Origin of the sequence: Enterobacter sp. JH25 (assembly GCF_021725435.1) — a bacterium.
GTDB classification, from domain to species: Bacteria; Pseudomonadota; Gammaproteobacteria; order Enterobacterales; family Enterobacteriaceae; genus Enterobacter; species Enterobacter intestinihominis.
Genome location: NZ_CP091319.1, coordinates 3,765,231 through 3,791,095 on the forward strand (window position 1 = coordinate 3,765,231; position 25,865 = coordinate 3,791,095).

General features: G+C 57.7%; 25 protein-coding genes and 1 pseudogene. 2 read left to right on the top strand and 24 right to left on the bottom strand.

Annotated elements, in window-relative coordinates:
• Positions 1 to 20: 20 nt before the first annotated feature.
• The 9 genes from pgk to tkt form a co-directional block, all read right to left on the bottom strand.
• Complete coding sequence (pgk, locus tag L2Y28_RS18030; RefSeq protein WP_015571809.1) at positions 21 to 1,184, bottom strand: phosphoglycerate kinase; 1,164 nt, start codon at positions 1,182 to 1,184, stop codon at positions 21 to 23.
• Between the two features lie 49 nt (positions 1,185 to 1,233).
• Positions 1,234 to 2,253 (bottom strand): erythrose-4-phosphate dehydrogenase, encoded by a 1,020-nt coding sequence (epd, locus tag L2Y28_RS18035; RefSeq protein WP_022649326.1) that lies wholly within the window; start codon positions 2,251 to 2,253, stop codon positions 1,234 to 1,236.
• A gap of 292 nt (positions 2,254 to 2,545) precedes the next feature.
• Positions 2,546 to 3,256, bottom strand: a complete 711-nt coding sequence (locus L2Y28_RS18040) for a nucleoside/nucleotide kinase family protein (RefSeq protein ID WP_022649327.1) — start codon at positions 3,254 to 3,256, stop codon at positions 2,546 to 2,548.
• Positions 3,253 to 3,762: an MltR family transcriptional regulator gene (locus tag L2Y28_RS18045; RefSeq protein WP_022649328.1), complete on the bottom strand. Its 510-nt coding sequence runs from the start codon at positions 3,760 to 3,762 to the stop codon at positions 3,253 to 3,255. Before L2Y28_RS18045 ends, L2Y28_RS18040 begins: the two co-directional genes overlap by 4 nt.
• Positions 3,763 to 3,777: 15 nt before the next feature.
• Entirely contained in the window at positions 3,778 to 4,749 is a 972-nt protein-coding gene (gene glpX / locus L2Y28_RS18050; protein ID WP_022649329.1) for a class II fructose-bisphosphatase, read from the bottom strand.
• Complete coding sequence (locus L2Y28_RS18055; protein ID WP_022649330.1) at positions 4,746 to 6,023, bottom strand: zinc-binding dehydrogenase; 1,278 nt, start codon at positions 6,021 to 6,023, stop codon at positions 4,746 to 4,748. The genes glpX and L2Y28_RS18055 overlap by 4 nt, the downstream gene beginning before the upstream one ends.
• Before the next feature lie 23 nt (positions 6,024 to 6,046).
• Complete coding sequence (locus tag L2Y28_RS18060) at positions 6,047 to 7,426, bottom strand: PTS mannitol transporter subunit IICB (protein ID WP_022649331.1); 1,380 nt, start codon at positions 7,424 to 7,426, stop codon at positions 6,047 to 6,049.
• A gap of 27 nt (positions 7,427 to 7,453) precedes the next feature.
• On the bottom strand, positions 7,454 to 7,897 hold the full coding sequence (cmtB, locus tag L2Y28_RS18065; RefSeq protein ID WP_022649332.1) for a PTS mannitol transporter subunit IIA: 444 nt from the start codon (positions 7,895 to 7,897) through the stop codon (positions 7,454 to 7,456).
• Between the two features lie 314 nt (positions 7,898 to 8,211).
• On the bottom strand, positions 8,212 to 10,203 hold the full coding sequence (tkt, locus tag L2Y28_RS18070) for a transketolase (RefSeq protein WP_022649333.1): 1,992 nt from the start codon (positions 10,201 to 10,203) through the stop codon (positions 8,212 to 8,214).
• A gap of 272 nt (positions 10,204 to 10,475) precedes the next feature.
• On the opposite strand from tkt, the gene L2Y28_RS18075 reads away from it, so the two are divergent.
• Positions 10,476 to 11,234 (top strand): M48 family metallopeptidase, encoded by a 759-nt coding sequence (locus tag L2Y28_RS18075; protein ID WP_003860073.1) that lies wholly within the window; start codon positions 10,476 to 10,478, stop codon positions 11,232 to 11,234.
• 45 nt (positions 11,235 to 11,279) lie between these two features.
• Here L2Y28_RS18075 and L2Y28_RS18080 read toward each other — a convergent pair whose 3' ends face one another.
• The 14 genes from L2Y28_RS18080 to L2Y28_RS18145 all read right to left on the bottom strand — a co-directional run bounded on the left by L2Y28_RS18080 (position 11,280) and on the right by L2Y28_RS18145 (position 23,974).
• Complete coding sequence (locus L2Y28_RS18080; protein WP_022649334.1) at positions 11,280 to 12,920, bottom strand: thiamine pyrophosphate-binding protein; 1,641 nt, start codon at positions 12,918 to 12,920, stop codon at positions 11,280 to 11,282.
• Between the two features lie 13 nt (positions 12,921 to 12,933).
• Positions 12,934 to 14,403, bottom strand: a complete 1,470-nt coding sequence (locus L2Y28_RS18085) for an aldehyde dehydrogenase (protein ID WP_022649335.1) — start codon at positions 14,401 to 14,403, stop codon at positions 12,934 to 12,936.
• Between the two features lie 9 nt (positions 14,404 to 14,412).
• Positions 14,413 to 15,183: an aspartate dehydrogenase gene (locus L2Y28_RS18090; protein WP_022649336.1), complete on the bottom strand. Its 771-nt coding sequence runs from the start codon at positions 15,181 to 15,183 to the stop codon at positions 14,413 to 14,415.
• Between the two features lie 9 nt (positions 15,184 to 15,192).
• On the bottom strand, positions 15,193 to 15,987 hold the full coding sequence (locus tag L2Y28_RS18095; RefSeq protein WP_022649337.1) for an SDR family oxidoreductase: 795 nt from the start codon (positions 15,985 to 15,987) through the stop codon (positions 15,193 to 15,195).
• A complete protein-coding gene (locus L2Y28_RS18100) occupies positions 15,971 to 16,741 on the bottom strand; it encodes an alpha/beta fold hydrolase (RefSeq protein WP_022649338.1) in 771 nt (256 codons plus the stop codon). Before L2Y28_RS18100 ends, L2Y28_RS18095 begins: the two co-directional genes overlap by 17 nt.
• A gap of 9 nt (positions 16,742 to 16,750) precedes the next feature.
• On the bottom strand, positions 16,751 to 17,281 hold the full coding sequence (locus L2Y28_RS18105; protein WP_022649339.1) for a cupin domain-containing protein: 531 nt from the start codon (positions 17,279 to 17,281) through the stop codon (positions 16,751 to 16,753).
• Between the two features lie 10 nt (positions 17,282 to 17,291).
• Positions 17,292 to 18,548: an MFS transporter gene (locus L2Y28_RS18110; RefSeq protein WP_022649340.1), complete on the bottom strand. Its 1,257-nt coding sequence runs from the start codon at positions 18,546 to 18,548 to the stop codon at positions 17,292 to 17,294.
• A 25-nt stretch (positions 18,549 to 18,573) separates the two neighbouring features.
• The gene (locus L2Y28_RS18115; protein WP_022649341.1) at positions 18,574 to 19,761 is read right to left on the bottom strand and encodes an NAD(P)/FAD-dependent oxidoreductase; all 1,188 of its coding nucleotides are present in this window, start codon (positions 19,759 to 19,761) and stop codon (positions 18,574 to 18,576) included.
• On the bottom strand, positions 19,758 to 20,684 hold the full coding sequence (locus tag L2Y28_RS18120) for a VOC family protein (RefSeq protein ID WP_022649342.1): 927 nt from the start codon (positions 20,682 to 20,684) through the stop codon (positions 19,758 to 19,760). The genes L2Y28_RS18115 and L2Y28_RS18120 overlap by 4 nt, the downstream gene beginning before the upstream one ends.
• A 78-nt stretch (positions 20,685 to 20,762) precedes the next feature.
• Positions 20,763 to 21,551: an IclR family transcriptional regulator gene (locus L2Y28_RS18125; RefSeq protein ID WP_032622395.1), complete on the bottom strand. Its 789-nt coding sequence runs from the start codon at positions 21,549 to 21,551 to the stop codon at positions 20,763 to 20,765.
• Positions 21,552 to 21,563: 12 nt separating this feature from the next.
• The gene (locus L2Y28_RS18130) at positions 21,564 to 22,313 is read right to left on the bottom strand and encodes an SDR family oxidoreductase (RefSeq protein WP_022649344.1); all 750 of its coding nucleotides are present in this window, start codon (positions 22,311 to 22,313) and stop codon (positions 21,564 to 21,566) included.
• Positions 22,313 to 23,335: an aromatic ring-hydroxylating dioxygenase subunit alpha gene (locus L2Y28_RS18135; RefSeq protein ID WP_022649345.1), complete on the bottom strand. Its 1,023-nt coding sequence runs from the start codon at positions 23,333 to 23,335 to the stop codon at positions 22,313 to 22,315. Before L2Y28_RS18135 ends, L2Y28_RS18130 begins: the two co-directional genes overlap by 1 nt.
• Positions 23,336 to 23,345: 10 nt before the next feature.
• A complete protein-coding gene (locus tag L2Y28_RS18140; protein ID WP_022649346.1) occupies positions 23,346 to 23,654 on the bottom strand; it encodes a recombinase-like helix-turn-helix domain-containing protein in 309 nt (102 codons plus the stop codon).
• Complete coding sequence (locus L2Y28_RS18145; RefSeq protein ID WP_003860044.1) at positions 23,651 to 23,974, bottom strand: non-heme iron oxygenase ferredoxin subunit; 324 nt, start codon at positions 23,972 to 23,974, stop codon at positions 23,651 to 23,653. The genes L2Y28_RS18140 and L2Y28_RS18145 overlap by 4 nt, the downstream gene beginning before the upstream one ends.
• A gap of 415 nt (positions 23,975 to 24,389) precedes the next feature.
• Here L2Y28_RS18145 and L2Y28_RS18150 point away from each other — a divergent pair.
• Positions 24,390 to 24,721: pseudogene (locus L2Y28_RS18150) on the top strand (MFS transporter); the annotation flags it as partial.
• Between the two features lie 76 nt (positions 24,722 to 24,797).
• On the opposite strand, the gene speB reads toward L2Y28_RS18150, so the two are convergent.
• The gene (gene speB / locus L2Y28_RS18155) at positions 24,798 to 25,718 is read right to left on the bottom strand and encodes an agmatinase (RefSeq protein WP_017382921.1); all 921 of its coding nucleotides are present in this window, start codon (positions 25,716 to 25,718) and stop codon (positions 24,798 to 24,800) included.
• Positions 25,719 to 25,865 lie beyond the last annotated feature (147 nt).

Below are 25,865 nucleotides of genomic sequence, written 5' to 3' on the forward strand. Positions count from 1 at the left end.
TTTCCCTGCCCCTGAATGGCTTACTTCTTAGCGCGCTCTTCGAGCATTGCTACTGCTGGCAGGACTTTGCCTTCCACGAATTCGAGGAATGCGCCGCCACCAGTGGAGATGTAGGAGATCTTGTCAGCGATACCGAACAGGTCGATAGCTGCCAGGGTGTCACCACCGCCTGCGATAGAGAACGCTTCGCTGTCTGCGATAGCGTTAGCCACGATTTCAGTCCCTTTGCGGAAGTTCGGGAATTCGAACACGCCGACAGGACCGTTCCACAGGATAGTTTTTGCGTTTTTCAGGATTTCAGCCAGTTTCTGTGCAGAAACGTCGCCCAGGTCCAGAATCTGCTCTTCATCTTTGATGTCATTAACAGATTTAAGGGTTGCGGTAGCAGTTTCGGAGAACTCGGTCGCCACGCGAACGTCAGTTGGAACCGGGATATCACAGGTGCTCAGCAGGCGTTTGGCTTCGTCAACCAGATCCGCTTCGTAAAGGGATTTACCCACGTTGTGGCCTTGCGCAGCAACGAAGGTGTTCGCGATACCACCGCCAACGATCAGCTGGTCAGCAATTTTGGACAGAGAATCCAGAACGGTCAGTTTGGTAGAAACTTTAGAACCACCAACGATAGCGACCATCGGACGAGCAGGTTCTTTCAGTGCTTTACCCAGCGCTTCCAGTTCGTCAGCCAGCAGTGGACCTGCACAGGCGACGTCTGCGAATTTACCGATACCGTGGGTAGAAGCCTGCGCACGGTGAGCCGTACCGAATGCATCCATCACGAATACGTCGCACAGCGCAGCGTATTTTTTGGACAGGGTTTCGTCGTCTTTCTTTTCGCCTTTGTTGAAGCGAACGTTTTCCAGAACAACCAGCTCACCTTCAGCAACTTCTACGCCGTCCAGATAATCTTTCACCAGGCGAACCGGGCTGGACAGTTTGTCTTTCAGGTAATTAACAACCGGCAGCAGAGAGAACTCTTCGTTGTACTCGCCTTCAGTTGGACGGCCCAGGTGGGAGGTGACCATCACTTTAGCGCCCTGCTTCAGAGCCAGTTCAATGGTTGGCAGAGATGCACGGATACGCGCGTCGCTGGTCACTTTGCCATCTTTAACCGGTACGTTCAGATCGGCACGGATGAAAACGCGTTTACCTGCCAGATCCAGATCGGTCATCTTAATTACAGACATGGTGAATCCTCTCGTTGATTCTTAAAGTTTTGCAAGCGCAAGGTGCGCTCTACCTGAAACCTTTTGCGGCCATGGCTAACGTGGTGTCGAGCATTCGGTTAGCAAAGCCCCATTCGTTATCACACCAGACCAGCGTCTTGATGAGGTGCGCACCACTGACTCGCGTCTGCGTGCCATCCACGATGGCGCTGTGCGGGTCGTGGTTAAAATCTACTGAGACCAACGGTAATTCCGTATAGTCAACTATACCATGAAATGCTCCCTGTGCCGCTTTTTGCAGCAACAGGTTGACTTCACAGGCTTTTACCGGTTTTTTCACCGTCACGCTAAGATCGATTGCGGTGACGTTTATCGTCGGGACGCGCACGGCAATCGCTTCGAAACGGTCGTTAAACTGCGGGAAAATACGCGTGATCCCGGCAGCCAGTTTCGTATCCACCGGAATGATGGACTGGCTCGCCGCGCGAGTGCGTCGTAAATCCGGATGGTAGGCGTCGATAACCTGCTGATCGTGCATGGCGGAGTGAATCGTGGTCACGGTACCGGATTCAATGCCATACGCATCGTCTAACAGTTTAATGACCGGAATAATGCAGTTGGTGGTACAGGAGGCGTTGGAGACAATGCGGTGTTCAGCCTGCAGCTCGTGCTGGTTGACACCAAACACGACGGTGGCGTCGAGGTCGTGACTGCCGGGATGGGAGAACAGCACTTTTTTCGCGCCAGCATTCAGATGCGCTTCGCCATGTTCACGGTTACCGTACACGCCGGTACAGTCCAGCACCACATCCACACCCAGTTCGCGCCAGGGCAGCTCTTCAATACTGTTCTCATGCAGCACGCGGATGGCATCGTCACCGACGAACAGCTGTTCCCTTTCCTGGCGAACGTCCCAGGCAAAGCGACCGTGGCTGGTGTCATATTTCAACAAATGCGCCATGCCCGCAGCATCCGCCAGTTCATTGATTGCCACCACGGTGATTTCCGCACGACGCCCGGATTCATATAAAGCACGAACCACGTTGCGCCCGATGCGACCGAAGCCATTAATCGCTACGCGTACGGTCATAGATCTCCTGCAAAGCTATCCCTGAGTTTGAGGTGGCTGAAAGAGTAATCCAGCGACGCCCGAAGGGGAATCCTTGCTGTCACAAACTGCGATTGATTGGTCAATTGTCGAACATTTAATCGACTGAAACGCTTCAGCAAGAATAAGCGAATCGGGGAATAAAAGGAATCTCTGTCCAGATTAAGAGCGATTTTATCTGATCTCCATCACATTTTTCCGGAATAATCCCTTTTCTTCCCGCCACGTAAAACGCGGCGGGTTGACCGGTGCCCCCATGGAAAGCCGCGAAGGATCAAACGAGTCGGTATTCGCCATTTGCCGACATCATCAGTTCCACATTGGCAGAACGGCTGTGACGCAAAACACGCTCCACGTTTGGCCCGTCGGTGCGCGCATAAAACGCGTCGGCGTCGGCCTGAGATAGTCCCCCGGCCAGCTTACGCCCTACCAGGCGCGTACGTAACGCTTCAGCGGGCGCGCGAATGAACAATGAAAAATCGCAATATTCCATCAGCGTTCGCCATCGTTCGTCATCAAGCAGCAGCCAGTTACCCTCAACAATCACGACAGGGGCCGTTACCACAATAGCCTCTTCGACAGGATCGTGCGTTTGTCGGTCATACTGCGGCCAGGTACTGTCGCCTTCTTTTATCTGCCGCAGATGTTGCGCAAGCCTGTCGACATCAAAGGTCTCGGGCGCGCCTTTGTACGCACGCAGGTTATGGGCCTCAAGCCACGCGTTGTAGTGATGAAAACCATCCATCGGCAACGTCTGGATCGGCGGCATCCCCTCCATCTGACGAGAGAGGAATTCCCAGAAGGCGGTCAACGTGGATTTGCCCGTCCCGGGCGGCGCGCTGAGAAAAACAATCGTACGTTTGCTGGCGCTGGCAGAATGCAGTTTCGCCAGTTGCCGCAGCAAAGGCTTATGAACATTTTCGATTTCGTCATCAGGGTAATGTGCTTCTACATGTAGCCCGTTAACCGTTAGCCCAATTTTCACGGCGTCAGTTCCTTTAAAATTGTCGTTACCGCCAGGGTGAGCGCCGTCTTGATCATTGCGGTAAAGCGCACCTCAGACCATGCGGCAAAGTCAGCAAATTTCATCGACTCCAGCGCGCTGAATAACGTCGCGTTACGGGTGATGCAATTAACGTTGCTGATAAAATCCCAGGTGATGTCATCGGCGAAGCCAGGGATCGTATCCTGCTCTTTCAGATACTGATAAAACTGCGAAAAATGCGTAATGTCGGCGTAGAGCCATTTTTCCATTTTCCCCAGCGCATAGATCAGTCGTAACGCCACATCAATGTCATCAAGCGGCCCACTCCGGGCGAGTAACGGCTTCACTGCATATTCCACGATCTCTTCATCGTTATCGACAAACAGCGACGGCAGAAAACATTTAATGCCCTGGAGCAAAAAAGACTGTGCCGTCGTCATGAATGCGAGGAGGTTATTCTGAGCATCCAGTTGCTCAAGCACATCGTCTTCTGTCAGCGTCGTCATTTGTATCTCGATAAATCACCGTGAATGCAGAGAGTCTATTATATTACACGTTCGATCTGCGCCGCCGATCAGTAAAGTTTGCGTGCGCACACCCTTCGCAACCTGTTGAATACCTTTAACCAGTTCGCCGCCCGTCACGCCCGTCGCGCTGAACAGGATGTCATTGCCCTTTACCAGTTCGCTAAGGGTATAGATACGATTGACTTCCACTTTCATCTCCGCACAGCGGCGGTGCTCCTGCATGGCGACCCGACGGTTCTCAGGACTCTCCCCTTTCGCTTCACAGAAATCGATCAGTTCCGCCTGCATATCGCCGCCCAGCGCTTTCACCGCGCAGGCGGAGATCACCCCTTCCGGCGCGCCGCCTGTGGTGTACATCAGATCATAAGGATTATCCTGTAAGCAGGTCAGTACGCTGGCAGCGACATCACCATCGGGCAGCGCAAACACTTTCACGCCCAGCTGCGTCGCCTCGGCAATTGCATTTTGCAGGCGCGGTTTGTCCAGCGTCACCATCCGCAGATGCTCCAGCGGCTTGCCCAGCGCCCGGGCAACGTTGCAAAGGTTTTCTGCCAGCGGGAGATCGAGGCTGATTGCCCCGGCGGCCGCTGCGTTAACCACCAGTTTTTTCATGTACATATCAGGGGCATGAAACAGGCTGCCCTCAGGCGCAAACGCCATCACTGCCAGAGCATTGCTTTGCCCCATCGCCACCATGCGGGTGCCCTCTATGGGGTCGACGGCAATATCTACCGCCGGGCCGACGCCGCTTCCAACCTCCTCACCAATCCACAGCATTGGCGCATGGTCAATCTCACCTTCGCCGATGACGATACGCCCGCGAATCGCTATCGCGTTTAGCGCCTCGCGCATGGCGGTTACCGCCAGCCCGTCGATTCGGTTTTTATCGCCGCATCCGGTTTGCGGCCAGGCGGCCAGCGCCGCCTGTTCCGTAACGCGAAAGAGCGGCCATGCCAGAGACATCATGCTGCCGCCTCCCCAATATCCACCCCAAACTTCGCCAGCAAATAGCGCTCTGCTTTTTCATTCCAGATGCCGTGAGTCTCTTCCACAAGCCTTGCCAGCTCCCGGAAAAGCGGATCGGTTTTACCCTTTTCGGCAAAATCGGCAATGGCCGTTAACGGCATGGTGACACCGTTATAGATAAGCTTCTTGCCTCCAGGAATGTCCGGCAGGTTGAGTACCGTATGCGGCACCGCATCAAGGCCGCCGATGTGGGTCACCATAAACGACGGCTGAAGCTGGCCCGTCGCACTCAGCGCAATCGCCTCTTTCATGTCCTCCGTCGAGCCGCCGGAGGTGCCCACCACGTGGGTACTGTTGTAATGGACGTTGTAAAAATTAAACGGCACCTTGAAATTGCTGTCCGTTGGTCCGGCGAAGAAATTCAGGCACCCGTCCTCGGCGAGAAGATCGTCAGCCAGTTCAATGACCGCCGGAACCGCAGCATAGACAAACACGTCGTCGAAGCCGACATTGTCAGTTAATGCGCGTAACGTAGCGGCCGGGTTCTCCAGTACAGAGGTATTGACATAGATAAGCTCAATACCCTTTTGTGCCGCCAGCTCAACCGGCAGGAGTTTTTCCGCCTGCGCAAGGCGGGCCTCATCAATATCTACCACCACAACGCGCGACGGCTGAATCCCGCCGTTAATCGCATAATCAATAGCGCCAATTCCCATCGGCCCGGCGCAGGCCAGAAGCGCAATATTACCTCCCGGTTTCACACCCATCCGGTGCTCATAGACATATTGCGTCGTATGATAATTGGCGTTATAGGCGCCGATAATGCAGCACATGGGTTCCGCCAGCGAAGCCGCCGCAAAATAGGAGCCGTGATAAGGTAAAACGCAGCCCAGATTAATCGCGACTTCTGGAATAATCATATACGTCGCATTGCCGCCAAAATATTCGTAGCTGTAACCAGCGGAATAACCGCTCGGTAATCCCATTGCCGGTTGTAAAACAAAGCGCTGACCTTTTTTATATTTCCCGGCAAGGTTTTTTCCGACCTCAACAATCACCCCGGCACATTCATGTCCGGTAATGACCGGATGATTTTCCAGATCGTCCGGCACACGTTTATGTTCACTGCCTAATTTGGCTGCCTTCCAGGTGGATAAACAAACGCTGTCGGAAATTACGTTCACCAGCAGTTCATTGTCGCTTATTTCGGGCAGTTCAAATTCGCGGATACGAACATCCTGCTTGCCATAAATGGCAGCCACTTTCGTTTTCATAATGACTCCAGGAACCAGATAGATTAATTCGCCGTTAGATGCTTAAATAATTCGTCAAGCTGCGGATCGCCGAGATAGTTTTTTATCAACACTAACGGTTTGTCACTGACCCGTTTAGCGCGCCCCTCCAGGCTGGCATGGGTAACAATAATGTCCGCGTCGTCAGGCACATTTTCGATGGCATAATGTTTTACTTCGATATTTTGTCCGGCTTTTTCCAGGCGCTTCCGGAATGTCGTCGCGCCCATAGCGCTGGAGCCCATTCCGGCATCGCAGACAAAAGCGATATGCTTAACATCCTGGTAAGAAAACTTGCCTTCCTGCTTCATGGCTTTAACGGCGTTGGCAGAATCATTGAAAGTATCTTCCGTTTCAGCTTCGCTATTTTTATCCATCTTCAGGATAAAAGAGGCGACCGCAAAGGTGACCAACGTGCCTGCCGTTACGCCAGCAATCGTGGCGAGGAATGCGCCTTTAGGCGTTAACGCGAGGTAGGCGAAAATCGAACCCGGACTTGGGCCAGCCACCAGTCCACCGCCTAACAGGTTAAATACCCACGTCCCGCTCATGCCGCCAGCAATCATCGCAATCAGCGTCAGTGGTTTCATCAGTACGTAAGGGAAATAGAGCTCATGAATGCCGCCCAGGAAGTGAATGATCATCGCGCCGGGGGCTGACTTTTTCGCCATCCCTTTGCCGAAAAAAGCAAAAGCCAGCAGCAGGCCTAAACCCGGCCCGGGGTTGGAGGCCACCATAAAGAAGATGGATTTACCCGTCTCGGAAGCCTGCTGCATTCCCAGCGGATAATAAACACCCTGATCGATAGCGTTATTTAAAAACAGGATTTTTGCCGGTTCGTTAATCAACGACAGCAGCGGCAAATAGCCTGCATGTACCAGTGATTCAATACACTCTTTAATAAAGTTATTGGCAATCGACACCGCAGGACCGATGACTTCAAACCCCAGCAGGCAGAGGATCATGCCCGCAATACCCAGCGAGAAGTTGTTGATGACCATCTCAAAACCCGCTGGAATGCGTTTATCCAGCATTCGGTCGATATGCTTAATCACCAGGCCGCCGAGTGGCCCCATGATCATTGAGCCGAGGAACATAGGAATATCCGCGCCGATGATCACGCCGATAGTGCCGATCCCCCCCATCACCGCCCCACGTTTGCCGCCAACCAGGTGTCCACCGGTAGAGCCAATCATCACCGGCAGTAAATAGGTGATCATCGGTCCGACAATTTTGGCGAAATGCTCATTTGGCATCCATCCGGTTGGTATAAATAATGCGGTAATAAATCCCCAGGCAATAAAAGCGCCAATATTCGGGATGACCATTGCAGTCAAAAAGCCCCCAAAAGCCTGGACCTTTGCACGAGCAGACTTGTGTTCCATAATAATATCCTGTAAAGGAGAGAATAATTATGCGCGAGCGATAATATCCGCCAGTTGCTTTTCTGACTTAGCGGTTAACAACGCCGACAGCATATCTTCTTCACATAATAATTCGCTTAATGCCTGGATAGCGTCGATATGTGAATCCGCATCCGCCGCAGATAAACCAATGAGTAATTTTACGGGCTCATTGTCGTCGGCAAATTGCACTTCCTGTTTAAGAAGCGTTAATGACATACCTGTTTTTAAGGCACCGCACTCCGGACGGGCATGAGGCATCGCTACACCCGGAGCGAGAATGTAATAAGGACCATTAGTGAGCGTCGAGGTTTTAATTGCCTCAATATAATCAGCGTTAATACAATGATTTTGCAGCAAAGACGACATGGAAAAATCAATGGCTTCCTGCCAGTCCTTTGCTGCGGATTTTATTGATATTGAGGATTCAGGGAAATAATCAATTAACCGCATATATCATCCTTATTTTATTTTTAGGGTACAACGTATCGCTAAAAACAAAATACGCCTGCGGTAAAATGAAATCAAACGGAGAGAAAATAGCGAGCATGTCAGAGTGGATTTTAATAAAACGAATAAAAACAGATCGTTAAAAACAAGAAATTAAAAAGCAAGTCTATAAATGTGATATCCATTGCAAATTAAACATATTATAACCTTTCGTATTTGTGATGGGAATCACCAAATATATGTTGTTAACACCAAAGAAAATACCACCAAAATAAAAACGGGCCGCCTGAGCGACCCGTTTTGCCTCACGGAGAGATTTACAGCAGTTCTTTCGCTTTAGCGACAACGTTCTCAACGGTGAAGCCGAACTCTTCGAACAGCAGCTCTGCCGGAGCAGATTCACCGAACGTGGTCATACCGACGATAGCGCCGTTCAGACCCACATATTTGAACCAGTAATCAGCAATACCCGCTTCCACTGCCACGCGAGCGGAGACCGCTTTAGGCAGTACAGATTCGCGGTACGCGGCATCCTGCTTGTCGAACGCATCGGTAGACGGCATGGAAACCACGCGCGCTTTCACGCCTTCAGCAGTCAGTTTTTCCCATGCGGCAACGGCCAGTTCAACTTCTGAACCGGTCGCGATAAAGATCAGCTCAGGCTGGCCCGCGCAATCTTTCAGCACGTAACCACCGCGGGCGATGTTTGCCAGCTGCTCTGGGGTACGTTCCTGCTGCGCCAGGTTCTGACGGGAGAGGATCAGCGCAGTCGGGCCGTCCTGACGCTCAACGCCGTATTTCCACGCCACCGCAGATTCAACCTGGTCACATGGACGCCATGTGCTCATGTTCGGGGTCACGCGCAGGGAAGCCACCTGCTCTACCGGCTGGTGAGTTGGACCATCTTCGCCCAGACCGATGGAGTCGTGGGTGTAGACCATCACCTGACGCTGTTTCATCAGCGCAGCCATACGCACGGCGTTACGTGCATATTCTACGAACATCAGGAAGGTAGAGGTGTACGGCAGGAAACCACCGTGCAGAGCGATACCGTTGGCAATCGCAGTCATACCGAATTCACGTACACCATAATGGATGTAGTTACCGGCAGTGTCTTCGTTGATTGGCTTAGAGCCAGACCACAGGGTCAGGTTAGATGGCGCCAGGTCAGCGGAGCCGCCGAGGAATTCTGGAAGCAGAGGACCAAACGCTTCGATCGCATTCTGAGACGCTTTACGGCTGGCGATTTTAGACGGATTCGCCTGCAACTTCGCGATGAACTCGTTCGCTTTCGCGTCGAAGTCAGACGGCATGTCGCCTTTCATACGACGGGTGAATTCAGCCGCTTCCTGTGGGAAGGCTTTCGCGTAAGCCGCGAACTTCTCGTTCCAGGCCGCTTCTTTCGCCTGGCCCACTTCTTTCGCATCCCACTGCGCGTAGATTTCAGATGGGATTTCGAAGGCAGGGTGTTTCCAGCCAAGCGCTTCACGGGTCAGTGCGATTTCCGCGTCGCCCAGTGGTGCGCCGTGGGAGTCGTGAGTGCCCGCTTTGTTCGGAGAACCGAAGCCGATGATGGTTTTGCACATAAGCAGGGACGGTTTGTCGGTCACGGCGCGCGCTTCTTCTACGGCACGTTTAATCGAGTCAGCATCGTGGCCATCAACGCCGCGCACAACGTGCCAGCCGTAGGCTTCGAAACGTGCGGCGGTGTCGTCAGTGAACCAGCCTTCAACGTGACCGTCGATGGAGATGCCGTTGTCGTCGTAGAACGCAACCAGTTTACCCAGCTTCAGGGTGCCTGCCAGGGAGCACACTTCGTGAGAAATGCCTTCCATCATGCAGCCGTCGCCCAGGAACGCATAGGTGAAGTGGTCAACGATGTCGTGGCCAGGACGGTTGAACTGTGCCGCCAGGGTCTTCTCAGCAATCGCCATACCCACGGCATTCGCAATGCCCTGACCCAGCGGACCGGTAGTGGTTTCAACGCCAGCGGTGTAGCCCACTTCCGGGTGACCTGGAGTTTTGGAGTGCAGCTGACGGAAGTTTTTCAGCTCTTCGATTGGCAGATCGTAGCCAGTGAGGTGCAGCAGGCTGTAGATCAGCATAGAGCCATGGCCGTTAGACAGCACGAAACGGTCGCGGTCTGCCCATGCCGGGTTCTGCGGGTTGTGGTTAAGGAAATCACGCCACAGGACTTCGGCGATGTCAGCCATGCCCATAGGGGCGCCCGGGTGGCCGGATTTGGCTTTCTGTACTGCGTCCATGCTCAGCGCACGAATAGCATTAGCAAGCTCTTTACGTGAGGACATTTTAACTCCAGATCGGACTGTTAAAGGCCATGCCCTTGACGACAGCGCGTTTTGGGCTACGCCGGAAAAAAGTGCCAACAATGTAACCCAAGCCGCAGGGCATGTACATGGACCATTCTTTTGCAGCTTAAGAAATCTCTGGATCATGCTCGCATGTTGCGCAATCTACTCGCCCGCCCCTGTAGATATTCCTTATACTTAGCCCGACACCGGCTTCGTTGACGGTGCATTTTTCGGAATTAATTCAGATTAACGAGTACGGAAGCAACATCATGAAAATGCGTGCAATTGGGCTGGCTGTGGGAACAACGCTCCTGCTAAGCGGCTGTCAGAATATGGATTCTAACGGCCTGATGACCTCAGGCGCAGAAGCTTTTCAGGCCTACTCATTGAGCGATGCGCAGGTGAAAGCGCTGAGCGACGAGGCCTGTAAGGATATGGATGGAAAAGCTACGCTTGCCCCGGCAAACAGCACCTACACGCAGCGTCTGAACAAGATTGCTTCCGCGCTGGGCGACAACATTAACGGTCAGCCGGTTAACTACAAGGTGTATATGGCGAAAGACGTCAACGCCTTCGCGATGGCTAACGGCTGTATCCGCGTTTACAGCGGCCTGATGGACATGATGACCGACAACGAAGTGGAAGCGGTGATCGGCCATGAAATGGGTCACGTTGCTCTCGGTCACGTGAAGAAAGGGATGCAGGTTGCGCTGGGCACCAATGCCGTGCGTGCTGCGGCGGCCTCTGCGGGCGGCATTGTCGGCAGCCTGTCCCAGTCGCAGCTGGGCGACGTGGGTGAGAAACTGGTTAACTCCCAGTTCTCCCAGCGTCAGGAGTCGGAAGCGGATGACTACTCTTACGATCTGTTGCGCAAACGCGGAATCAATCCATCGGGTTTAGCCACCAGCTTCGAAAAACTGGCGAAACTGGAGGAAGGCCGTCAAAGCTCCATGTTTGACGATCACCCGGCCTCCGTTGAACGCGCGCAGCATATCCGTGACCGCATGGCGGCAGACGGAATTAAATAAAACTTCGGCCCGGTGCGCGCCGCGCTACCGGGCAACAAGGCTCAATCAGTACAGCGTTTTCTGTGGCGGCCCGGCAAACTTCAGGGCGCCAATCTGCCCCATCCGCACTTCCACCACCGACGGCCCCGGCATCGCCAGCGCTTCCGTCATCACCGCATCAAAGTCCTCAGCCCGCTCAACGCTCCAGGCCTGTAGGCCAATCGCCTGCGCCAGCAGGGTAAAGTCCGGTGTATGCAGTTCGTTATAATACTGACGCCCGCCAAAATATTTATCCTGAATACCGCGCATTACGCCGTAGCCCCCGTCGTTCATGATGAGCAGCGTCACGTTGGCTTTCTCCTGCGCCAGCGTCGCCAGCTCGCCTAAATTGAGGCTCAGGCCGCCGTCGCCCACCAGTCCCACCACCCTGCGCTGCGGGTTAGCAATCGCGGTGCCGATGGCCATCGGCAGTCCCATACCAATCGCCCCGGCGAGGGAGTGAATGTTCAGCAGCGGACCGTTAGCCCTGAACAGGCGGCTACCCCACAGGCTGCCGGACACGGTGATATCGCGCACCAGCAGGCCGTCTTTCGGCAGGGCTTTTTCTATGGCGTCGTTAAGCTTCGCATAGGCGCCGCACTGCTCGCGCAGCCCCTGCTCAGCTTGCCCGACCGCCTGCTGCACCTGCATATCCCACTGCGCGTTGCCCCACTCGCGGCCCTGCACTTTTTTAGCCAGCGCGCCAAGCAGCGCTGAACAATCGGCTATCAACGTGCTATCCATCAAGTAGTTACGGCTGGCTGCCGCCGGGTCGATATCAATCTGCACGCACGGGGACGGCAGCTCAAGCGTCCAGGAGCGGGTTTCGTTGCTGCGCAGACGTGAACCGGCGACCAGCGTAAAATCACACTGCGCAATGAGCGCCTCCACCGACGGCGAGTTGTGGAACGCCCGCAGGCTGGCGCGGTGGTCGTCCGGCAGCACGCCGCGCGCGTGGGTGCTGGAAATCACGGTGATGCCCGCATCCGCCAGTTTTTTCACCGCCTCAGCGCTTCCCAGCGCCCCGCCGCCCAGCCACAGCAGCGGCTGTTTCGCCTGTTTGAGCTGCGCCCACAGCGCGTCAACCATCCCGGTATCCACGGCTGGAACCGATGCCGGTTTGACCGGGGCAGTTACCAGCGACAGCGGAATTTTGGCGCCCTGAATATCAATCGGGATTTCCACCGAAACCGGTCCGCACGGCGGGGTCTGCGCGTCCTGGATGGCTTTATGCAGAATGGCTATCGCCTGATTCGCATTGCTGATACGGTACGCCCGTTTTGAGCTGGCCTTCAGGAAGGTCAGCTGATCGCGGGTTTCATGGATAAACCCGGTGTCGGCGTCCAGCCAGGCTTTCTCTACCTGCCCGGTTAAATGCAGCAGCGGCGTGCAGGCATTCATCGCTTCCACCAGCGCGCCTACCGCGTTCCCGGCCCCCGCGCCGGTGCTGGTCAGCGCCACGCCGAGGCCGGAAAAGCGCCCGTGAGCATCGGCCATGGTGACGGAACCGGCTTCACCGCGCGCGGGTACAAAGCGGATATTGCCCCGCTGCCCAACCGCATCCGCTATCGGCAGGTTGTGAATGGAGATGACGCCGTAGATGGCCTCAACCTGATACTGCTCCAGCGTTCTGGCGATGGCGTCGCCGACGGTTATCATTTCGCTCATTGCTCACCCTTTCTCAGTCGCACCAGTGGTTGACGCTGTTACCCGTCGCCAGATAAATGCTCTTTTGTTGCATCCAGGCTTTCAGCCCCTGGATACCCTTCTCGCGGCCCAGACCGCTCTCTTTAAAGCCCCCGAACGGGGTCGAAATCGCAAAAACTTTGTAGGTGTTGATCCACACCGTGCCTGCCTCCAGCTGCTCGCTGAGACGCAGGGCGCGCCCGGTATCGCGCGTCCAGATCCCCGCCGCCAGGCCGTAAACCGAGTCGTTCGCCTCGCGAATAAGCGCCGCTTCATCGCCAAACGGCATCGCCACCAGCACCGGGCCGAAGATCTCTTCCTGACATGCGCGGGCGCTGTTGTGTAGCCCTTCGATAATGGTTGGCTGGAAAAAGCTGCCGTTTGCCAGAGCGGGATCGGCGGGGATCTCGCCGCCGCACAGCACGCGGCCCCCTTCCCGCTTCGCAAGTTCGACGTACTCGATCACACTCTGGCGATGTTTCTCGCCGATCAGCGGTCCTACATGCACGCCGTCGGTAAACGGATGCCCGACGCGCAGCCCGCGAGTTAATTCCAGCAGCCTCGCCATCAGCGGGGCGTAAATACTCTCGTGGATAAACAGCCGCGATCCGGCGATGCACGCCTGCCCCGCCGAGCTGAAAATGCCGTAGCAGATCCCACGCGCCGCCTGTTCGATATCGGCATCCTCCAGCACGATAGTCGGCGATTTGCCGCCCAGCTCCAGCGAGGCCGGGATCAGTTTTTCCGCCGCCACGTGCGCCAGATGACGGCCCGTAGTGGTTCCGCCGGTAAAGGAAATTTTGCGCACGCGAGGATGACGCGCCAGCGCATCGCCAATCACCGAGCCTTTGCCCGGCAGGACGCTCAGCAGCCCGGCGGGCAGCCCGGCCTGTTCAAAAATCCGCGCCAGCTCCAGCGCCATCAGCGGCGTGGCTTCGGCGGGCTTGAGGATCACCGCGTTCCCGGCGGCAATCGCCGGTGCGACCTTCTGCATTTCGCTGGCAATCGGCGAGTTCCACGGCGTGATGGCCGCTACCACGCCAAGGGGCTCGTAGCGGCTCAGCGTCAGCAGATCCGGCTGGCGCGGTGTCGGAAGTTCCCCTTCCAGCAGCTCGCAGGCGGCGGCAAAGTAGCGCGCCGTTCCCGCCGCGCTCATCACCAGCCCGCACGCTTCCGCCAGCGGCTTGCCGTTATCCCGGCTCTGCATCTGCGCCAGTTCATCCACACGGGATTCAATAAGATCCGCCACCTTGTGCAGGATCTTCGCCCGCACGTGCGGAAGGCTGTTACGCCAGGCGGGATCGCGCCACGCGCGCTCTCCGGCGTCTACCGCCTCCTCCAGGTCATCCAGACTGGCGGCGTTCAGCGTCGCGTTGATCGACCCGTCTGCCGGGAAGTGGCTCTGCATCGGGTTACCTCCGCCGTGTCGCCACTGGCCGCCGATAAAAATCTTCAGATCGTCCATCGTCACTCCTCAGCTCAGGGCCAGCTCGCGGCAGGCGCGCACCGCACTCAGTGCCGCCAGGGTGGAGGTTTTAGGGTTAGACGCCAGCGGCAGCCCGCTCAGCTCCAGATGGAATTCGCCAAACAGCCCTTCGACGTGCAGCGTGTGGGTGTTACGTTTCGTTGCCGGGTCAACCATCAGCTGCACGCGAGTGTCATCCATCCCGACGCCGCCAAGCGCCACGGTCGCCGCCACGTTGGCGTTCGCCGGGAACAGGCGCGCCGCCTCGCGAGCGCTGCCTTCAAAAAAGACCTTTGCCTCAGCCACTGAATTCAGATCGATAAGCTGCTCGGCATAGCTGCCGCGCCAGCTGGCCGGGCTTTTGCGCGACTGATAGGTGACGCGCTCAAGCCCACCCTCTTTCGCTGCCGCCAGCCCGTCGATACCGGCCACTGCACCGGAAAGCAGAGTCAGTTTTCCGCCCGCCGCGAGCAGGCGCTGCTCCAGCGCGCTGTCCGCCAGCGCGCCGGTGGAAATGACGGCCAGATGCCAGCCGCGACGCAGGATCTCTTCCCCGTACTGGGCCACCGCCTGCTGGCTGGCGCATTCCAGCACCAGATCCGGCGTTTGCGCGCACGCCATCGGCGACGTCAGCGCCTCGACCGCATCGCCAAACTGGTCGTGAATGGCGGCATGGTGAGACGGGCGAGCCACGATCCAGCCGATAGCCACACCGGCGGGCAGGCGCTCAATCACCGCCTGCGCCATGGCGCCAAAACCAATCAACATTACCTTTTTCATGATGCGTCCTTACAGATGGCGACAGAAGCCGCCGGAAACGTCCAGCGCGGCGCCGGTGGTAAACGAGGCCAGCGGCGAGGCGAGGAACAGCAGCGCCTGCGCGGGCTCCTGCGGTCTGCCGAGGCGCGCCATTGGAATGCCGCGCTTGCGCGCGATATCCGCCGTCCACTCCGGCCAGCTCTGGCTTTTGTCCGCCCGATTTTCAAAGCGGCGCAGCCACTGCCCGGACTCCACCATGCCGAGCAAAATGGAATTGACGCGAATGCCTTTACCCACCAGCTCTTTCGAGAGCGTCAGCGTCATGTTCAGCAGCGCGGCACGAGCGGCAGAGGTGGCGATCATGTGCTCCTCCGGCTGTAGCGCCAGCAGGGAGTTGACGCAGGTAACAGAGGCAATGTCTGACTGCTCCAGCAGCGGCTGAAACGCCTGCACCGGATTGATGACGCCAAACAGCTTCAGCTCTGCCTCGTGCAGCCACGCCTCGCGCGGGGTGTCATGGAAGTGCGCCACGTAGCCCTGCCCGGCGTTGTTGATCAGCAGATCAGCCGCGCCAAAGCGCGCCTGCACCGCATCCGCAAAGGCCTTAACCTCGTCGGCGTTCAGCACGTCGCAGCGGTAAGAAAAAATCTCCCCGTGGGGGAATTCGTTTTGCAGCGTCGCATGGGCGCTGGCGAGCCGATCCGGGTCACGGCCGCAGAAGGCGACTTTCGCCCCTTCACCCAGCAGCAGGCGCAGCGTTTCAAAGCCAATGCCAGAAGAACCGCCGGTGACTACCGCTACGCGCCCGTCAATTTGTGCATTCATCGCGCACCTCTTCGTTAATGCGTAAAAGCTGTTGGTTGAAAAACACGTCGTTATCGAGATAGCTGGCGTGCCCGGCCTGCGGAACTGCGGTAAACGGCATGCCGTAGCGCAGCGCCAGCCCCTGCACCAGTTCGGGCTGCGTTATCGCGTCCTGCTCGCCACACCAGACTTCAAACGTGCCGGCGTATCGTTTAAGCCAGCCGTGAATGTCGTCATGCGCCAGCATCCACGCGGCGGCAAGGTAGCCTTCCGGGCGCAGCGTGCGCATGCCCGCCGCGACGGTGGCGATATCTTCCGCGCGCGCGCCGGGGCGCAGCAGCTTCGCGGCACGGGTCTGGGCGAGGATTTCGCCGCCCAACGCCATCTGCTGCTCGCGGTTGCGCCAGACCTGCTCCCGCTGCTCCGGCGCGGCATTGCCGTAGCCCTGCGCAGCGTCGGCCAGTACAAGATGAATGACGCGATCCGGGAACTTCGCCGCAAAGGCACTTGCGACCAGTGCCCCCAGGGAATGGCCAACCAGCACTGCCTGCCAGACACCGGCGCGGTCGAGCATCGCCGCCAGCGCGTCGGCGTAATCCCCCGCGTTTGCCCGCGCTACGGCCAGCATCGGGCTTTCGCCATAACCGGGCATGTCCCACGCCAGCACGCGAAAACCGTTCAGCGCCATCTGCTTGTGCCAGGACGCAGCGCCAGAGCTGATCCCGTGTAGCAGCATCAGCGGAATGCCGCTTCCCTGTTCACGAAAACCCGTCATGGCGCCCCCTTAGTTCCGCTTCACTTTCGAGAGCGGATGGTCGGACGGATAGGTCGGGATTTCCGGCTTGTTGGTTCCCAGCATGACGCACATCAGCGCCTCCTCTTCCCCGTGGTTAAACAGGCCGCGATAGATGCCCGGCGGGACGGAGATCAGGTCACGCTCGCGCAGCACCGTTTCGGTGTAGTTGTCGCCATCCTGGATCATCAGCGTGATTTGCCCCTTGAGCATGAAGAACACCTCTTCCACGTCGTCGTGCAGGTGCAGCGGCCCTTCGCACTTCGACGGCAGTACCATGGTGGAGAAGGTGAAATGGTCCGCCTGCACGGTATTGGTGTCGTTCGCCACGCCGGTTGCGCCGGTGCCGATGTAGCGCATCTGCGCCCGGCGGTATTTCGGGTCAAAATCGGCCTGGAACTTCAGCGCGTTCCAGTCGTATTTACGGCCTTCGAAGCGCGCGATGCGCGACTCGACCCACTCTTCCATCGTCAGATGGTCAGGTTTGATGCCCGTTTTGTGGGTTACGGTTGAATCAGTCATGACACTCTCCTCAGTAACGTCTCAGCAGCGGCAGTAACAGGACGCAGCCCACCGCCGCCATCACCGCCAGAAAAATCAGCCCGGAATCCATGCTGTGGGTGAAGGCGATAAGCGCGCCCATCACCGCCGGCGACAGCGCGCCTGCAAAGTTTCCCAGCCCGTTGAAAATGCCGCCCGCCGTGGCGCTCACCCGGGGATGGGTGGCCTTGGCCAGCAGGGCGAAAATGTTGGGCGCGCCGGTGCCCCACATAAAGGTGCTGAAGCTCATCGCCGCGATGACGGCGAGCGGGGTATCGAGGTGCATCACCGCCGCCAGCCCCACCGCCGCCCCCGCCATCGAGATAAAGCAGGCCGCCGCGCGCTTATCGACCCTGTCCGAGAGCCACGCGCCAATCACTTCCCCCGCCAGCATGGCGATGAACGGCATAGACGACAGCCAGCCTGCATGCTCAAGGTGAATGCCTTTGCCTTTGATCAGGTAGCCCGGCAGCCAGCCGTTGATGCCCCACAGGTAGGTCAGGAACGCGATGTTAAAGATGCAGATGATCCAGAAGTGCGGGCTGACGAACAGCTCGCGCCGCGCGGCACGCCGCTCGTCCTGTGACGCCTGAGAAGTGCCGGGTTTAGCCTCCAGACGGATCCCGCGCAGGCCGATGCGTACAAAGATAAGCACCGGCACGGTAAGCATGGCCATGACAAAGAAGGTGCTCTGCCAGCCGAAGGTGTTCAGCAGCCAGAGGGAGAGCGGGAAGCCAATTGCCGCCCCTACCGGTGTACCCAGCAGCCACAGCATGGTGGCGCGCGCCTGCAGATGCTGCGGGAAGTTGTGGCGCACGATGGCGAAAGCCAGCGGGAACAGCGGCCCTTCCGCCACGCCCAGCAGGATGCGCAGGACGATCATCAGCGTGTAGTTATGGGTAAAGCCCATCGCCACCATCAGCACGCACCACACAGCCATCATCCCGGTGAGCAGGCGCAGCGGCGCGATTTTGTCGCCTAAACCGCTCAAAAATACCGACGAAAAGCCGTAGCTCAGCAGGAAGGCGCTCATCAATATGCCGAGGCGCGTGGTGTCGAAATCAATGCCCATCGCCTGCTGGAAATGGGTATCCGAAAAGAGCGCCGCGATGCTGATTTTGTCGAAAAACGCCAGCAGCACGCAGGCCAGCAGCGACAACGGGATGGCCCAGCGCACCGCTTTTTCGGGCGTGCGGGTCCCCTCACCGCTCGCCTCAACCGGCGCGGTGTTCGTCTCTAGTGTGGTCATCTCTCCCCCTACGGGTGCGGGTTAGCTATCGCAGTGACATCAGTGAAAATGTCGGGTCGGCAAGCGGTACGTTCGACAGATCCCGCCCCGCCGCCATCCAGCGCTTCGCCAGCTTGACGGTGCGCGCATCGTTGAACGCCACCAGCTGCGTCAGCCGCCCGTTTTCATCCAGCGAGAAGAACAGCGCATCTTCACGCACTATCGTTTTACTCTCCGGCTGCGGAATACCGAGGATCTGAATGTTGTGCTGGTATTGATCCGACCACAGCCACGGCGCGTCGTCGTAGCCTGGCGCATCGGGATTGAGCATCGCTTTCGCCGTCGCCACCGCCTGATTCTGGGCGAAGGCCCAGGACTGGATGCACAGGCCGTAGTGATGGTGCTGGGCGACATCGCCTGCGGCAAAGATGAACGGATCCGAGGTGCGCCCCTGGGCATCCACCACGATCCCGCGCCCGGTTTTCAGCCCCGCATCGCGCGCCAGCTCCAGATTGAGATCGACGCCGATCCCCACCACCACCGCATCAAAGGTTTCACGCTGGCCGTCGCAGTGGATGACCGGCAGGCCGCCGTCGTCCTCCAGCTCCAGCGCGCCGCAGCCGGTACGGATCTCCACTCCCTGCTCGCGGTGGATGGCCTCCAGGCGCTGCGACACCTCGCCGCTCACCGAGCGCATGCACAGGGCAGGCTGCTGCTCGAACAGCGTGACCGCCACGCCGCTTTTCCGCGCGGAAGCGGCAATCTCAAGGCCAATCCAGCCGCCGCCGATAATCGCCAGTTTGTGACTTTCCGACAGGCGACTTTTCAGGCGCTGCGCGTCCTGCCAGTGGCGCAGGGTGTAGACCTGCGGATGGCTGGCCCACGCCTGCGAAGGCAGGCGCGCCCGCCCGCCGGTAGCGATTAAAAGGATGTTGTAACTAAGACATTCGCCGTTGCTTAAACGCACGATTTTCTCTTCACGATCGACTGATTCAGCACGCAGCGGGCGGTACCAGATCAGGTTCAGCGCCTGCTGCGCTTCTTCGCTAAACAGCCGCGGAAGCGCGGAGTCCGGCTCCAGCAGAGACGCTTTTGACAGCGGCGGCCGCTCGTAGAAATCCCATTCCTCTTCCGCCACCACGCAAATCTCGCCGTCGAAGCCCTCGTCACGCAGGGTTTTCGCCGCCCAGCCGCCCGCCTGGCCGCCGCCGATAATGACAATGCGCGATGTCATACCGCCTCCGGCTTTTTCTGCTGACGGCGCGTGTCGTGGTCAATCCCGCCCTCCACCGCCCATTCGGTAAAGGAGACCAGGGAGTGCTCCAGCTCGCGCGGCTGCCAGTTTTCGGTCAGGTAGTCGTCGTTGGTGTAATACTCAAACGCGCCGCCGGTCGGGCTGTTGACGTACCAGAAGTACGCCGACGACACCGGATGACGGCCCGGCCCGATAAAGGTGCTCCAGTCATGTTTATTCATCGCGATACCGCCGCCGATCACCTCGTGGATGTCGCGCACGGTGAAGGCCACATGGTTGAGGCCGCGCTTGCGGTTCGGCAGTTGCAGCAAGAACAGGTTGTGATGGCCGCCACGCGCCCCGCAGCGCAGGAACACGGCGCGGTTGATATAGCGATCCGAGACCTGGAAGCCGAGCACCTCGCGGTAGAATTTCTCTACTGCCGCCAGCTCTTCCACGAAGAACACCACATGCCCCACGTTGATCGGCTGGGCGCGATCGTAAACCGGGCTGGGTGTGTCGATACGGCGGGCGTCGCCCCACTGGTTTATTGGCTCGACGTTAAGCTCCACGTCGGTCTGCTGGGTCACCTGCACGCGCAGCGTCATGCCGTTCGGATCCAGGCATTCCAGCGCGTCGCCCACTTCACGAAAACCTGGCTGTTGCGCCAGCTTCGGGCGCAGCGCATCCAGCTCAGACTGGCTGGCAACCGCCCAGGTCATGCGGCGCAGAGTGTTGCCCGCTTCAAACGCGGGCGGCAGGTCGGGGCTGTTGATCGGGTTAAGCTCCACGCGCGCGCCGCTCAGGGTGGTGAAACGCTGGCCGCTGGCATCGCCCGTCAGGCCAAAATCACGCATAAATTTGGCGCAGTGCGTCAGGTCTTCCACACCAAATTCCAGCTTTTCAATTCCGGTTATACTCATCGTTCGTTGCCTCATCTGGCCCAGATTGGGCGTAAAACATGCCCGACGCAGTCAAGCGCCTGACGTTAACTCACTGATTTAACTGGCCTGTGACAGATACCCTAAGAAGCCAGAAATTTTATCCGCCGCAAGGCGAACCTCGTTTTGCAGGCGCTCGCGGTCGCTCAGTGGGATCTCCTCCGACGGCACCAGAATGCTGACCACCGCCGCCACGCGGCCGCTTCGGTCATACACCGGGTAGACGATGGAAGAGATGCCGTGGCGGAAGAAGGATTCGCCAATGACATACCCGCGGGCTTTGTCCTGCTGCACCATCTGCCACAGGGCTTCGCGGTCGTGAAGCTGCCCCGGCGTGTTGCCCGGCAGGCGCTCATGCGGGAACAGCTGTTCGAAATCAGCGCGGGAAATATCGGTCAACAGCATGCGGCCCAGCGAGGTGCAGTGCACCGGCAGACGGGTACCAATGCTGACCTGGTTGATACGCGACCCGCGGGCGCTGACGCGGGCGATATAGATAATGTCGCGCCCGTCGCGGATCGCCAGATGGCTGCTGCACTGGCTCACGTCGCGCAATTGCTCGATCACCGGCTGGCCGACCTGCGCCACGTCCAGCGAGGCGATGTACTCAAAGCCAAGACGCAGCACGTTCATGCCCAGCGAAAAGGTATTGGTGCGCGTGTTGCGCTCCAGAAATCCCATGTACTCCAGCGTCTGTACCACGCGATAGGCGGTGGCCTTCGGCATATCCACCAGCCGATGCAGTTCGGCAAAGGTCAGATCGCGATGCTGCTCGCCAAAGGCCAACAGCAGCTGTAAACCGCGCTCCAGCCCCGGCACCAGATACTTCACTTCCTGATCGTTTGCCATCATCGCCCTACCTTAGTTAAAGACAAAACCGCCGTTGACCGGGATCAGCTGTCCGGTGATGAACCGCGACAGATCGCTTAACAGCCAGACCACGCTGCCGGTGACGTCTTCCGGCTGCTGCGCGCCCGTTAACGCGCGGCCGTTTTCGTAGAGCTGATGCCGTTCGGCGGGGACATATTCCGTCGCCTCGACGCGGGTTAGCCCCGGCGCGATGGCGTTAATGCGTATACGCTTTTCACCCAGTTCGCGCGCCATTGACCGGGTCATGGCAATCACGGCGCCCTTGCTGGCGACGTAGGCCATCAGGCGCGGCGCGCCCCACAGCGCGGTGTCGGACGCGACGTTCACGATGCCCGCCCCCTCGCGTAGCAGCGGTACGGCGGCGCGCGTTACCAGCCAGGTGCCTTTGACGTTGACGCTCATCACCCGATCCCAGAGATCCGGATCGTAATCGAGCATATTTTTGCCGCCGACGCCCGTCGCCATCGCCGCGTTGTTCACCAGACCGTCAATCTGCCCCTGCTCGCCAATCGCGCTGAACACCTGCTCAATGGACTGCGGATCGGCCAGATCGATAACGTGCGATTCGATCGCATATCCCTGCTCACGCAGCCGGTGGGCGCTCTCGGCCAGCTCGCCTTTGAGGATGTCGCACATCACCACCGCCGCGCCCTGCTCCGCGCAGGTTTTGGCAAAGTGAAAGCCCAGCCCGCGCGCGGCGCCGGTTATGACGATGCGCTTACCGCTCAGCAGCCCGTTCATCAGGCGGCCCCCTGCTGTGCTTCACGCATCGCCAGCTGCTCTTTGGCGGCCTTTTGCATCATGCGACGCAGGCGCGAGAGGCCAACGTCGTGCTGATACAGGTATTCATGATCGCGGGCGTTTGGCGCCAGGCTCTCCAGCACCACGCGGTCCTGCTCCAGCACTTCCCAGTGCAGTTTTTCCAGCCGGTTGCGGTACATGAAGCGCCACATATCGCGCTGCCAGCCCTGCACGCGGCGGATGCGCCAGAAGAAGACGCGGCAGTTGTCGTTATCTTCCGGCACCACCATGCCGACGATAAAGAAGTGGCCGCCCGGCCCGAAACGCTTCTTGTACGGAATGGAGAGACGCATCCAGCAGGTGCCACTGTTGCCCAGCTCCACCCAGTCGAAGTTGACGCCGCTCTGCCCTTTCTTCTCAAAGATAAAGCCGGTTTTGGTCAGCTGGAGCACCATGTCGGCCTTGCGATCCCCTTCCGCCATCGAGTGCGAGGAGGAGTGCAGATAGGTGCCGTGCATCGGGTCCATCACGTTTTCCAGCGCGTACTGGTAATTGCATTTCCACGCGGCGGTGCAGAGGAAGTTGCTGAAGCTGTCCGTGTCGGCGAGTTCATCCGGGAAGGTCAGTTCGTCCGGCTGCTGATCCGCGGTGACGCCAAACCAGAGGAAGATGGCGCCGTGCGCCTCCTGCACGTTATAGCTGCGCACGCACTGCTGGCCGACCAGCGGACATTTATCCACAGCGGGCACGTCTTTCACCTCGCCGTTGCCCGCCACCTCTACGCCGTGATACCAGCAGGCGATGCGGTCGCCGAGGTTCCAGCCCATCGACAGGCGCGCGCCGCGGTGCGGACAGCGGTCCTCCAGCGCCTGCACCTGGCCGTCTTTGTTGCGCCAGACCACAATCTGCTCGCCCAGGCGGGTGATGCCCACCGGCGCAGACTGCACTTCCCAGCTCGCCAGCACCGGATACCAGAGGCCGCGCAGGCCTTTATCCAGATAGTGTTGTACGGTCGTCGTCATCGCGTTGCCCTCAGTAGCCGTTAACCTGTAAGAATGCCTGGAAGCTGGCGTCGCTCCACGGCTCGCCCTGCTGGTCGTGCATGCGCACCGCGTTCAGCCCGTTTACCAGCTCCGGCAGGGTTTCAACGCCCTGTTCGAAGAGCTCTTCCAGCGTCGCAATCAGCTTCACCTCCCAGCTTTCCGGCTCGCGGCTGCGGGTCTGCCAGATCAGGTTCTGGTACTCGCCCGGCTTGTGAATGGCGCCATTACCGCCCTCTGCCGGCGGGGTAAACTGGCGGCTTTCCGGCAGCGCCGGGTTGTAGTTCAGCGTGTCGCTCATGCCACGGTCTCCTCAACAAAGGTAATCTGAATCTGATTTTCAAAGACCCGAACCGGGTAACGGTTGAGGTTGCGTCCTCCGGGGCCGTGCAGACACTGGCCGGTTTTGACGTCGAACACCGCCTCGTGCAGCGGGCATTCCACCTTGCCGTCTTCTACGAAGCCCTGACTCAGCAGGGCATAGGCGTGGGGGCATACGTCTTCCAGCGCGTAATATTCACCGTCGATCAGGTAAACGCCGATCTCTTTCCCGTCGACGTTGCCGCTAAAAGGGAAATCTTCCTGTACTTGTTCTGCGTCACATACGCCTATCCAGCTCATCACGATCCTCCAGGCTTTTGTTTCATATATGAAACTCTGTTTCTTATTTAATACGGTCAATATAAAAGCGATGAATGTTTCGTCAAGCGACAATGTGACGAATTTGTTAATCGATCGGCAATTAATTAACTAAGTGTGCAAGGGATCACGAAAAAATGCAGCGATATGAAATTTTCATTATTACAGCGTGAGAAATACGTTTTTTTAATGGTCTCTTATTTTGAATAAAAGATATTGACTTCCTTTCTTTTTACTCTTTAAAAATAAATTAACGTCACCTCTTTCGCGTTTCACCGGTGAAACTGATTTTTAATTTATCTTTAATAAACAATGAGTTTCACAGGTGAACCATTTTAGCTCCGTGACAATCACATTGATGAAAAATATAAGTTACAAAAAACGTAAGGCGGACATGATGACGGCAAGATGGCAAGGCACGATTGCGCTTTTATTACTCATTATTATTTCGTACGTCGATCGGATAAATATCTCGGTAATGATTTTAAACCCGGAATTTGCCGAACATTTTCAGTTAAATGAAAAAAGAATGTTACAGGGCCTACTCATGACTGTTTTCTTCTGGGTTATGGTTTTTCCGCTCTATTATTAACGTCGGTTATTGAAAGCAAACTTCATTATCGGCAGGGATTATTAAGCAGCATTGCGCTTTGGGCCGCGGTCTGCGCGGTTTCGCCTTTGTTAGGCTCGCTGACGGGAATGGTCATCGCCCGCGAAATAACCGGGGTTTGTCCACACCTTCACGCTGGCCTGGGGAATGTTGCTGCTGCGCATGCGGCGCGCAGCAGCAATCAGCGCGTAAGGCTTATTCGCCTTTTTTCGCTGCCTGGATGTAGAGCATTTCCAGCGCCAGGGTCGCCGCGGCTAGCGCGGTGATCTCGGACTGGTCATAGGCCGGAGCCACTTCCACCACGTCCATCCCGACAATGTTCAGATCCTTCAGGCCGCGCACCAGCTTGATGGCGCGGTCTGAGGTCAGGCCGCCGATCACCGGCGTACCGGTACCCGGTGCGAATGCCGGATCCAGGCAGTCGATGTCGAAGGTCAGGTAGACAGGCATATCGCCGACGATCTGCTTAACCTGAGCCAGAATATCGTCCACGCCGCGATCGTTCACCTGGCCCGCGTCGAGTACGGTGAAGCCGTTGTCTTTGTCGAACTCGGTGCGGATGCCGATCTGCACGGAGTGGTTCGGATCGATCAGGCCTTCTTTCGGCGCGGTGTAGAACATGGTGCCGTGGTCGAATTCGCAGCCGTTCGCGTAGGTGTCGGTATGCGCGTCAAAGTGCACCAGCGCCATTTTACCGAAGTGCTTCGCGTGGGCGCGCAGCAGCGGCAGGGTCACGAAGTGGTCACCGCCGAAGGAGAGCATGCGTTTACCGGCCGCCAGCAGCTTCTCGGCGTGCGCCTGCAATTTTTCGCTCATTTCGCGCGCGTCACCGAAGGCGTACACCAGATCACCGCAGTCCACCACGTTCAGGCGCTCGCGCATGTCGAAGTTCCACGGGAAGCGGTTGTGCTCCCAGGCCAAGTTGGTGGAAACCTGACGAATTGCCGCCGGGCCATGACGTCCACCCGCACGACCGGACGTTGCCATGTCGAACGGTACGCCGGTGATCACCCAGTCAGCATCGCTGTCGTAAGGCTGGAAGTTCATCGGAAGGCGTAAAAAACCAAACGCGTTAGATACCAGAGAGTTATCGTACTGATGACCTAAAGTGCTCATGTCCTGACCTCTTATAAAGTCGATACATTAAAAACAGATGAAAAAAAATCCCCTCCGCGTCGTTAAACCCGACGAGGAAGGGATTGATTCGTAAATCGCATAGTGGGGCGAATTATCGCCGTTAATTCATACGGGTTCAAGTGAGTA